The sequence below is a fragment of the Flavobacterium sp. FlaQc-49 genome, from assembly GCF_044005985.1.
Classification (GTDB): Bacteria; Bacteroidota; Bacteroidia; order Flavobacteriales; family Flavobacteriaceae; genus Flavobacterium; species Flavobacterium cupriresistens.
On sequence record NZ_JBIPCS010000011.1, the window covers coordinates 63,632 to 74,465 of the forward strand.

10 protein-coding genes are annotated in these 10,834 nt (G+C 35.6%); 5 read left to right on the forward strand and 5 right to left on the reverse strand.

Annotation, left to right across the window (positions count from 1 at the left end; all coding sequences use genetic code 11):
- The 4 genes from ACHRV3_RS18925 to ACHRV3_RS18940 all read right to left on the reverse strand — a co-directional run bounded on the left by ACHRV3_RS18925 (position 1) and on the right by ACHRV3_RS18940 (position 3,307).
- Positions 1 to 591, reverse strand: a complete 591-nt coding sequence (locus ACHRV3_RS18925) for a DUF502 domain-containing protein (protein WP_230004362.1) — start codon at positions 589 to 591, stop codon at positions 1 to 3.
- A 116-nt stretch (positions 592 to 707) separates the two neighbouring features.
- The gene (locus ACHRV3_RS18930) at positions 708 to 1,646 is read right to left on the reverse strand and encodes a mevalonate kinase (RefSeq protein WP_047777768.1); all 939 of its coding nucleotides are present in this window, start codon (positions 1,644 to 1,646) and stop codon (positions 708 to 710) included.
- A 308-nt stretch (positions 1,647 to 1,954) separates the two neighbouring features.
- Entirely contained in the window at positions 1,955 to 2,173 is a 219-nt protein-coding gene (locus tag ACHRV3_RS18935; protein WP_395435844.1) for a hypothetical protein, read from the reverse strand.
- Positions 2,174 to 2,203: 30 nt separating this feature from the next.
- Positions 2,204 to 3,307, reverse strand: a complete 1,104-nt coding sequence (locus tag ACHRV3_RS18940) for a diphosphomevalonate/mevalonate 3,5-bisphosphate decarboxylase family protein (RefSeq protein WP_395435843.1) — start codon at positions 3,305 to 3,307, stop codon at positions 2,204 to 2,206.
- On the opposite strand from ACHRV3_RS18940, the gene ACHRV3_RS18945 reads away from it, so the two are divergent.
- Together ACHRV3_RS18945 and ACHRV3_RS18950 are read left to right on the forward strand one after the other, a co-directional pair.
- Positions 3,306 to 3,614: a hypothetical protein gene (locus tag ACHRV3_RS18945; RefSeq protein ID WP_395435842.1), complete on the forward strand. Its 309-nt coding sequence runs from the start codon at positions 3,306 to 3,308 to the stop codon at positions 3,612 to 3,614. The genes ACHRV3_RS18940 and ACHRV3_RS18945 overlap by 2 nt on opposite strands.
- 102 nt (positions 3,615 to 3,716) lie before the next feature.
- On the forward strand, positions 3,717 to 4,190 hold the full coding sequence (locus ACHRV3_RS18950; RefSeq protein ID WP_047777775.1) for a TspO/MBR family protein: 474 nt from the start codon (positions 3,717 to 3,719) through the stop codon (positions 4,188 to 4,190).
- 195 nt (positions 4,191 to 4,385) lie between these two features.
- Here the strand turns inward: ACHRV3_RS18950 and ACHRV3_RS18955 are convergent, their stop codons facing one another.
- Entirely contained in the window at positions 4,386 to 5,549 is a 1,164-nt protein-coding gene (locus tag ACHRV3_RS18955) for a substrate-binding domain-containing protein (RefSeq protein ID WP_395435841.1), read from the reverse strand.
- A 372-nt stretch (positions 5,550 to 5,921) separates the two neighbouring features.
- Here ACHRV3_RS18955 and ACHRV3_RS18960 point away from each other — a divergent pair, with 372 nt between their 5' ends.
- From ACHRV3_RS18960 to ACHRV3_RS18970, 3 genes are all read left to right on the forward strand, one after another.
- Complete coding sequence (locus tag ACHRV3_RS18960; RefSeq protein ID WP_395435840.1) at positions 5,922 to 8,534, forward strand: glycosyl hydrolase 2 galactose-binding domain-containing protein; 2,613 nt, start codon at positions 5,922 to 5,924, stop codon at positions 8,532 to 8,534.
- A gap of 136 nt (positions 8,535 to 8,670) precedes the next feature.
- Positions 8,671 to 9,930, forward strand: a complete 1,260-nt coding sequence (locus ACHRV3_RS18965) for an MFS transporter (RefSeq protein ID WP_395435839.1) — start codon at positions 8,671 to 8,673, stop codon at positions 9,928 to 9,930.
- An 18-nt stretch (positions 9,931 to 9,948) separates the two neighbouring features.
- A complete protein-coding gene (locus ACHRV3_RS18970; RefSeq protein ID WP_395435838.1) occupies positions 9,949 to 10,806 on the forward strand; it encodes an ROK family protein in 858 nt (285 codons plus the stop codon).
- Positions 10,807 to 10,834: the final 28 nt, after the last annotated feature.

Here is a 10,834-nt window from a genome sequence, read left to right on the forward strand (position 1 = left end):
CTAAAGTACATCTTTTAATAGAGCTGCAGAACCAAATCCAAGTTTTCTTATGCATTGCAGCGCTTCTCTTTGTGAAACCGGTACTTCTTTAATTCGTTCTTTTTCCATAAAATAAACGCCTCCACCCATTGGATTTGGTGCATCCGGAATAAAAACGGTAAAATGATCTTCATTAATTTGTTCGATCAAAAAAGCAAATTGCCAACCATCATCTACACGAGCCAAAATTACCTTTAAATTCTCTTCATCGTTAGTTCCGAATATGTTTTCATTTATGCCTTTCATGAACGAATATCCCGGAATCAGGCTTAAAATTTTATCTTCAAGTTTAGTAACCAGATTTTTTGCCGTTTTTGTTTTGGCAACTATACCTGCTAAAAAACAGATAACGATGATAATTACTAATCCGATTATTTCCTGTAGCGCCAATCCTAATATTTTTACTTTAGGCAAATGACTCGATAAAGGAAGTGTTATTTTTTGTACAATATGATAGGCTTTCTCAAGGAGAATAAAAAATATGGCAAGCGGAACCAAAAAAAGAATTCCTCCAACAAGAGTAGTCCTTATAATTCTTAAGATACTTTTCATATTGACATGTTTAGTTTAAATTTTTATAAAAAAATCAGACAAAGTAACAAAATCAAAAAGGCAAATAGAATTGAATTCTACTTATTGGAACGGTAAAATTTTGGAGAAATTATAAATTAGAATTGATAAACAACTTCTAATTTATAGTCCTTTAACGAAACTTTAGCGCGTTCTAAATCTTCAGTAAAACCCAGAATATAACCGCCACCGCCAGAACCACAAAGTTTTAAGTAATAATCATTTGTGTCAATTCCGTGTTGCCAGATCCCGTGAAATTGTTCCGGAATCATTGGTTTGAAGTTGTTCAAAACAACTTTAGAAAGTTTCTTGGTGTTGGTGAATAACGATTTCATGTCGCCATGTAAAAAGTTTTCTACGCAGGCATCGGTATATTTTACAAACTGGTTTTTAAGCATGGTACGGAAACCTTTGTCTTTTAGGTTTTCCATAAAAATATTTACCATTGGAGCCGTTTCGCCTACAATTCCGGAGTCTAATAAGAACACAGCGCCTTTTCCGTCAAAACTTTGAGTCGGAATACCGGTTGCTTCAATATTGTCTTTAGAATTGATTAAGATTGGAATGCTTAGATAACTGTTTAAAGGATCTAAACCGGAGCTTTTTCCGTGGAAAAAACTCTCCATTTGAGAAAATATATTTTTAAGCTGTAACAGTTTTTCGCGAGTTAGATTTTCTAAAACGGTAATTTTATTTGTAGCATATTTATCGTAGATCGCCGCTACAAGAGCACCGCTGCTTCCAACTCCGTATCCTTGTGGAATGCTGGAATCGAAATACATACCTGTTTCAACATCATTTTTTAAAGTAGTCAAATCAAAAGTAACCAATTCCGGTTGTTCTGTTTGTAAGGTTTCAAGATAGTCTACGAAACGTTTCAGGCTTGCGTTTGATGCAATAGCTTCCGCCGAAGGTTCTTCGGTTTTCTTTAAAGCACCATTGTAAAAGTTATAAGGAATAGAAAGTCCTTTGGAATCACGGATAATTCCGTATTCTCCAAAAAGTAATATTTTCGAGTAAAATAATGGTCCTTTCATAATTTATTTAATGTCTTTCTTTATTTTATTTGGGTCTTGTCTGGTGTCAAAAATAGTGTGAATCCTAATTTCATTCACGCTAAAACTGTATAATAGGCTCGACTGTTTTGTAACCACACATTTACGATATTTTTTATTTACGGATGATTTCGGAAAAATCTCGGGATTCGTAACTATGATAGAAATTGCTTTTCGGAATTTCACAAGAAACATATCTTTCGACTTTTTAGACCATCTTGTTTCAATAAAATTTAAAACAGTATCTAAATTTTTCTCAGCTGTTTTGGAAAAATTTATTTTAAGATCCATCAGCTGTATTTTTTCATCACCTCTTCGTAACTTGTAAATTCACCTCTTTCAAATTCCAATTCACTTTGAGCGATGTCTGCTTTCTGATTCTCCGTCAACTCCTCCCACCAATCTTTTTTTTCTTTCTTAAAAATTTTGCGGATGGACTGAATGATAGCGGGATCTTCTGTATCTGCTAACATTTTGATCAACTCGAGTTTTTCTAATTGAATGTCCATAATCTGAATTTTTAATTAAAGATACAAAAATTATAATGCAATTGCACCATCTCCAATTTTGTCGCAAATGTACTGACCATTCTGACAAAATACAACTAATTCGTCCTGAATAAATTGTAACACTTTTTCGCTAACGTTTTCGGGATACAGAACGTGAACATTTGCCCCAGCATCAAGCGTAAAACAAACCGGAATCTGAGTTTCCTTTCTGAATTTCCAAATCGCATTGATGATCTGCAAAGTGTTCGGTTTCATCAAAATATAGTAGGGCATAGAAGTCATCATCATAGCATGTAAAGTCAAGGCTTCACTTTCTACTACTTTTATGAATTCGTCCAGATTACCGCTTTCGAAAATAGCAATTAACTGATCCAGGTTTTCATGTGCCTGAGCAAAACGTCTTTCGGCATACGGATGGTTGTGCATTAAATCATGTCCAACGGTACTGGAAACCTGTTTTTCGCCTTTATCGACTAATAGAATGATGTCTTGATAATTCTTGAAATTGTCATGTATGGCGTACGGAAATTCAACTCCAAATAAGTCAGAACTACCTTCAATATTGGCTTGATTTCCCCAAACAACCACTTTTCCTTTTACACTTCTGCAGGCGCTTCCCGAACCTAAACGTGCTAGAAATGAAGCTTTTTGAAAGAAATAATCGTCGGTCATTTCAGGATTCAGTGCTTTTTCGAGACTCATAAAGTTCATTGCCAAAGCCGCCATTCCAGATGCCGAAGAGGCAATTCCTGAACTGTGCGGAAAGGTGTTCTGAGTGTCAATCGTAAAATGATAGTGTTTCAAAAAAGGAAGATATACTTCGATTCTTTCTAAAAACTTCTGAATTTTGGGTTTAAAATCTTCTTTTGGCTTTCCTTCAAAAAGCAAATCAAAAGAAAAATCATTCGCCGTCACACTGAGCGAAGCCGAAGTGTGTTTCTTCTCAAAAGCCAGTTTAGTGATCGTTTTACAATTGTTAAGTGTAAAACTCACAGATGGATTCGCCGGAATCTGATTGTCTTTTTTGCCCCAGTATTTTACTAATGCAATATTACTGGGAGCGCTCCACTCAAAATTATCTTTTTCGATATCCGAAGTATATTTATTTGGAATAAAATCAGTTGCTGTAAACATGAAATATAAAATTTTGACAAAGATACTTTTTCTTATTTATTTGGCGCTAAAAGGGGAATATTTAAACCATATAAGTGATGTGAGAAAATATAAGGCAGCGCTTGGATTTTACTTTGCATGTTTGGTTTATAGGGTTCAAAGCTCATTTTTTATTTGTTTGATGCTAAAAAGGGAATATTTAAACCATATAAGTGATGTAAGAAAATATAAGGCAGCGCTTGGATTTTACTTTGCTTGTTTGGTTTATACAAAGCTCATTTTTTATTTGTTTGATGCTAAAAGTGGCAAATTTAAACGATATAAGTGATGTGAGACAGTGTGAAGTAGCGCATAGACTTTCCTGAACTTACATCACTTATATGGTTTAAAAGTCCATTTTTTGTCTATTTTTGGCTTAAAATTTAATACAATGAATAAAATAGTCCGAATTGTAATTGCTTTAATGGTTTGTTTGTTAGTGGGTTATTCTGCCAGTACGGTTACAAGACCCAGTATTGAGACTTGGTATGTTACGCTTGTAAAACCAGCTTTTAATCCGCCCAATTGGATTTTTATGCCGGTTTGGACGTTTCTTTATGTTTTAATGGCGGTAGCAGCAGGATTGGTTTGGGATAAAATAAAAGAACAAAATCAAGAGGTAAAAACGGCTTTAGGTTTCTTTTTGATTCAATTGACTTTAAATGCGATTTGGTCGTATCTTTTCTTTGGATTGAAAAACCCAATGTTGGCTCTGATTGAGATTGCAGTTTTAGAATTGATGATTTATGAAACGTATTTGAAATTTATTAAAATCAACAAAACAGCAGGGTATTTACTAATTCCGTATATGGTTTGGGTTGCTTTTGCTGCAATTCTGAATGCCAGTATTTGGTGGTTGAATTGATGTTGTTTTTTGGTTCCTGTTTTTTTTGTTTCAAGTTTGAGGTTTAATTTATTGTTCCCTTGATTAGTGTTTCAATAGTGTCTTTGCTTTTATTGATTTGCTCGATTGTATTTTTTATAAAATGGAAGCGTTTGAAAAAAGATGTTTTAGGTTCTTAAACTTTATACTATTAAGGTTTAGAAGACACTTTATTAATTATTTCAATTGCTTCAATTTTCGAAATTCTAAAGGATTAACCCCTTCGTGTCGGCTAAAATATCTCGAAAGATTTTTAATATCCGTGTAACCACAAACATCTGAAATCTCTGTGACAGACAGATCTGTTTCGATCAAAAGTTGTTTGACCTGTTTGATTCTTAGAGTGTTGATTTCGTCCAGTATACTTCGCTTTAAAACCAATTGAAACCTTTTTTCTAAAACTCTTCTCGACAATGCGGTAGCTTTCACAACATCATCTACGGCAATTCTTTCTTTATAATTGTAATAGATAAAATGGAGCGCTTTGCTTATTTCTTTATCGTTTACCGCCAGAAAATCGGTTGATCTGCGCGTAATTATTTGTAAATGTTCTACCTGAATATCGTTGTAAATCCCTTCTTTATTTTGCATCATTTTGCTAAGAAGCTGTGCCGTTTCGAAACCGGCTTTTTCAGTATTTAAAGAAATGCTCGACAAAGGAGGATCAGACAGATTGCAAATACTCAGGTCATTATCGACTCCAAGCACAGAGACTTGTTCGGGAACGTTGATGCCAACTGCTTTACAGGCTTCAGTGACATGTTGCCCCTGATTATCGTCGCAGGTCATTATGGCGATTGGTTTTGGTAAAGCTTTAAGCCAATCGGCAAGTTGTGATTCCTTGTAGCTCCATAATGGCGGAGTTTCTTCTTTTTGATGTTGGTAGATGTGAACGTTACAATTGACTTCTTTCACTTTTTCGCAAAACCCTTCACATCGTTCACGTGACCAGACAATATTGTCAAAGCCATAAAAAGCAAAATTCTTAAAGCCTTTTTCGATAAAATAAGAAGCGGCCATGTGTCCCGTTTCTTTATAAAGCCCGGTAATGTTTGGAATGCCGGCAAAACGTTCGTTAGTATCCTGCGCAATGATTGGAATGTTTAACGAAAGCAATTTTTCAAATACCTGTTCATTTTCAATTTGCGCTATAATGCCATTGGCGCCCCAGGTTCTGGCCCATGCAATGGCATTTTTTAAATCCTTTTTATTTCCGCTTACAATTGGAATCCGGCAAAAGTTAAGTGGACCAAATAGTCTGGAATATTTCGCAATTCCGTTTAAAAGCCCTCGGCCATATTCTTCAGAAAAGTTAACTAACAATAATACTTTGGGTGTCATTTTTATTAGATGTTAATTGGGATACAGTGCTTTACATTAAAATGAAATCTGAAAATAACTACTAGTTTGCTTCGGATTTTGGAATTGTAAATATTCGCAAAATGAAGATTAATTATCGCAAATATACCATTATCAATTCAATTACAAGACTACTTTTGTTTTGTGGTTTTTAATGAAATGCTTAAAAATGTTTTAATTATTAGTTTTTTTAACCTTTTTTAGAAGCATTTAATTTGTTTTAGTGAAATATATCCTTTTTTATTTTGTAGTAAAAAAATGATGAATTTAAATGACTAAGTCAGAAGACCAAAATGTTTCAAACCCTAAATTTTAACCAATAGTAATCTCCCTAATTAGATTAAAAGAAAAATTATGAAGAATATAAATTATACTAATGCTACTTTAATTTCATTTCTTTTTTGGGTAATGAGCAGCATGATGGCTGTAAATGCTCAAAATGTAAAATTCGAACAACAATTAAAAGAAGGCTGGACTATAGCATCATCTGCCCAAATAAACAATTCGGGAGATAAGATTTCTGTAGCCGGTTTTGATGTTTCAAAATGGTATACAACCACAGTTCCGTCAACGGTGATGGCTTCTTTAATTGCCAATAAAGAATACGCTGATATTTTTATGGGGGAAAACATCAGTAAAGTAGATACGACACGATTTAGAGTGCCTTGGTGGTATAGAAATGAATTTGTTATCGAAGACACCTCAAAAAATACAGAATTGCAGTTTGAAGGGATTAATTATCGGGCCAATGTTTGGCTGAATGGCAGTAAGATTGCTGCTGCAGACAGTTTGTTCGGAGGTTTCAGAATATTTACTTTAAACATTTCAAAACATATAAAAAAGGGAAAAAATGTGCTTGCTGTTGAAGTTTTTCATCAAAAGCCGGATGAGCCTTCAATTGGTTTTGTCGATTGGGCACCTATGGCACCGGATCGCGAATTGGGACTTTGGAGACCTGTAAAGCTTAAAATTTCAGATAAAACTAGTCTGAATAACATTTTTGTGACCTCAAAAATTGATAAAAAAGAATACAAGAATGCAACATTGGAAATTTCGGCTGAGGCTGTAAACCATACCAACGAAGCGGTAGAAGCACTTTTAAAAGGAAAAATTGAAAACATCACTTTCGAAAAGAAAGTAACACTTCAGCCTTTTGAGAAGCGAATCATTGTTTTTAAATCTTCAGAATTTAAACAGTTGAATATTAAAAATCCTCGTTTGTGGTGGACGTACGAATTAGGAAAACCAAACTTGTACACGTTAACCCTGTCTATTGAAACCAATAAAAAAGTCTCCTATTCAAAAGCTACTTCTTTCGGAATACGTGAAGTCGAAGATTATATCACTGCAAAAGGGTACAGAGGTTATAAATTAAATGGTGTTGAAGTTCTGATTAAAGGCGGCGGCTGGGTCGATGGAATGTTCTTAAACGATACCGAAGAAAAAGTAAAAGCCCAATTAGAATATGTAAAACAGACTAACATGAACACGGTTAGGATGGAAGGTTTTTGGGGAAATAGCGAAAGAATTTACGAAATGGCCGATGAAATGGGACTTTTGCTGATGGTGGGTTGGAGCTGTCAATGGGAATGGAAAGGGTACCTGGACAAACCGGAAGATGATTTTATGTCGATCAAAACTCCCGAAGACATGAATCTCATTATCAACTATACCCGCGATCACGTGAATTGGCTACGAAACCATCCGAGTATTTTTGTCTGGGTAATGGGGAGTGATAAATTACCTCGTCCGGAATTGGAAGAAAAATACAATATTTTGTTTAAAGAAATTGATACTTCGAGACCTCTTTTAATGTCTTGCAAAGGAATGGAAAGTACGATTTCAGGAAAAACTGGAGTAAAAATGAATGGTCCTTATGAATATGTAGCGCCCAATTATTGGTTTGTGGACACAGAGAACGGTGGTGCTTTTGGTTTTAACACTGAAACAGGCCCGGGGCCTCAGGTTCCTTCACTTGAAGTTGTAAAAAGCATGATTCCCGAAGATAAATTATGGCCTATAAATACAACTTGGGATTTTCATTGTGGAAGAAATGAATTTCAAACCCTTGAGCGTTTCACAACGGCTTTCAACAACAGATACGGAATTCAGAATAATGTTGAGGATTTTACTTTTAAAAGTCAGGCCTCAAATTTAGAATCGATGCGTTCGATGTACGAAGCTTTTGCAATAAACAGAAGCAATACGACAGGAATCGTACAATGGATGTTTAACTCGCCGTGGCCCAAACTAATCTGGCAGTTTTGGGATTACAATCTCTTGCCAAATGCCGCTTTTTATGGAGCAAGATTAGGCGCGCGTCAGGTAAATATCGCTTACAATTATGGTGATAACGCGGTTTATGTAAGCAATTTAAATCCGCAGAAAACTAAAAAATTGAAAGCTCGGGTCAAGGTATTTGATTTTGACGGAAAAGTAATTTTCGAAAAGGAAGAAACGGTTTCGGTTAATGGAAATGCTTCGTACAAAACGATCGCTTTACCGAATGATAAAGCATATTCAAAAATCTATTTTCTGAAAATGAATTTATCAGATGAGAATGGAAAATCAATTGCGGATAATTTTTATTGGTTGTCGACTAAAAAAGATGTATTCGATTTTAAAAAATCAGACTGGATACACACGCCCTTAATGGAATATGCTGACTTTAAAGATTTGGATAAATTGCCTAAAGTAAAAATAGCCGCTCAGCATACCATAAAAAAGGAAAAAGAGAACTATGAGGTTACGGTGGAACTCAAAAACCCATCAGCCGCTATCGCGTTTTTAATTGAGTTAAATATCGTTGGAGACCTTTCAGGGAAATCAATAGTTCCGGTTTTGTGGGAAGATAACTATATCTCATTAGTACCAAAAGAAAGCAGGACAATAAAAGTCACTTTTCCGGTGGCTGCTTTAAAAGGCGAAAAACCCGTTTTTAGATACAAAGGCTGGAATGTAGACTAATAACAGCAAGATCATTTCTGTAAATAGTGAAGTACAACTATTTAAAATAAAGCGAATAAGAAATCCAAAATAAGACTTTTTTATTCAAAGGGAAAACGCATGCCTAAATCTAACTTTTTAATTAATAAACAAACAGATGAAAACGAGTAAGTTAACAGTGGGATTGGTGTTTTTGACCTTTTTTGTTATTTCTTTTCTGACTAACATTATGGGGCCATTGATTCCGGATATTATCAATAGTTACCATTTATCATTGGGTATGGTTGGTTTTCTTCCGTTTTCGTTTTTTGCGGCTTATGGTGTAATGTCAACCTCAGCAGGTGTTTTGCTTGAGAAATACAGAGAGAAAAAAGTAATGACGTTTTCCTTTTTGATAGCCGCAGTAGGTTCACTCTTGTTCGGATTGTTTCCTTATTATGCTATGGCTTTGGTTTCGCTGTTTTTAATAGGAATCGGGATGGCCGCTTTGCAAGTAGCCATTAATCCCTTGTTAAGAGTCTCGGGAGGTGAAGAACATTTTGCTTTCAATTCGGTAATGGCGCAATTGTTTTTTGGATTGGCTTCTTTTTTAAGTCCGCTGGTTTATAGTTATCTGGTGACCAACATCAAACACGACCGAACAAATGCAAACGAGTTTCTGGAAATCCTCTCAAAACTGGTTCCTAATACTCTGAATTGGGTTTCCTTATACTGGATTTTTGCTATAACAGCACTCACAATGGCTGTTATTATTTTGCTTTTTAAATTCCCGAAAGTTGAGTTAGTGGAAGACGAAAAAGCAGGAACCTGGAGCGTTTACAAAGATTTGCTTAAAAACAAAACGGTGCTTTTATTCTTCTTTGGAACTTTTGCTTACGTAGGCACAGAGCAGGGAATCGCCAATTGGATGTCAAAATTTCTAAGCGATTATCATCAATATTCCCCTCAGACGATTGGTGCCGAAGCGGTGGCTTATTTCTGGGGACTTTTAACGGCAGGCTGTCTTCTGGGATTGCTTTTGCTTAAATTCTTAGACAGTCGTAAAGTGCTTATTTTGTTTGCCACAGGCGCTATTATAAGTCTGACTCTTGCGCTGTTTGGTACCGCAGAGGTTTCGCTTTACGCATTTCCACTCTCCGGTTTTGCCCTTTCGGTAATGTGGTCAGTCGTTTTTTCATTGGCATTAAATTCTCTTAAAAATAATCATGGAGCCTTCTCGGGTATTTTATGTACCGGTATTGTAGGCGGAGCAGTTATGTCGTTACTAATCGGGAAACTGGGCGATATAATTGGGTTGCGTTATGCCATGACGGTTTTGTATGGTACGCTGGGATATATCTTCAGCATTGGTTTTTGGGCTAAACCATTGGTAAATAATGCCATAATAAATGTAAAGAAAACAAAAGAAAATCAATAATTATATAAAGTTGTAAAAATGTCGGAAAGAAAAATTATAGGCGTTGACATGGGAGGAACAAAAATTCACACCAGCCTTATTTTAGGGAATGAAATAATTTCCGAATGTCTGTTAAATACACCCGCCAAAGAATCTGAACAAATAGTTTTAGACCGATTAATAGAAGCCATAGAAAAAGTTTATCAGCCCGATTGTGAAGGCATTGGTATTGGAGTGCCAAGTGTAGTAGACTGGAAAGAAGGAATTGTATACGATGTAGTTGCAATACCATCCTGGAAAGAAGTTCACTTGAAAAAAATACTCGAGAATCATTTTAAAATTCCGGTGTACGTCAACAATGATTCGAATTGTTTTGCCTTAGGTGAAAATTTCTTCGGAAAAGGAAGGAACGCTACAAACTTTGTCGGAGTGACTATCGGAACGGGGCTTGGCAGTGGAATCATCATCGAAAACAAACTGTATCAGGGCGTAAACACCGGAGCCGGAGAAATAGGAAGCATCTCTTATAAGGATGGAATTATCGAGCAATATTGCGCCAGCGGGTTTTTTACTTCCCGCGGATTAGATGGAGAAAAACTCTATTTGGAAGCCAAAAATGGCGATCAGAAAGCATTGGAAGTTTTTAAGGATTACGGAAAAAACCTGGCTGAGGTTGTCAAAATAGTTTTATACGCCTACGATCCTGAAACCATAATTCTGGGTGGATCCATAAGTAATTCATATGAGTTTTTTATTGATGCCGTTTGGCAGGGACTTGAGGATTTTATGTTTCCTGTTGAATTAAAGAAACTCAAAATAGAAAAATCACAACTTAAAAACAGCGCCGTTTTAGGGGCTGCTGCACTGGTTTACAATTTTAATAGTGTAACAGCATAAGGACTGCACAAAAACAGTTGAAAACCAT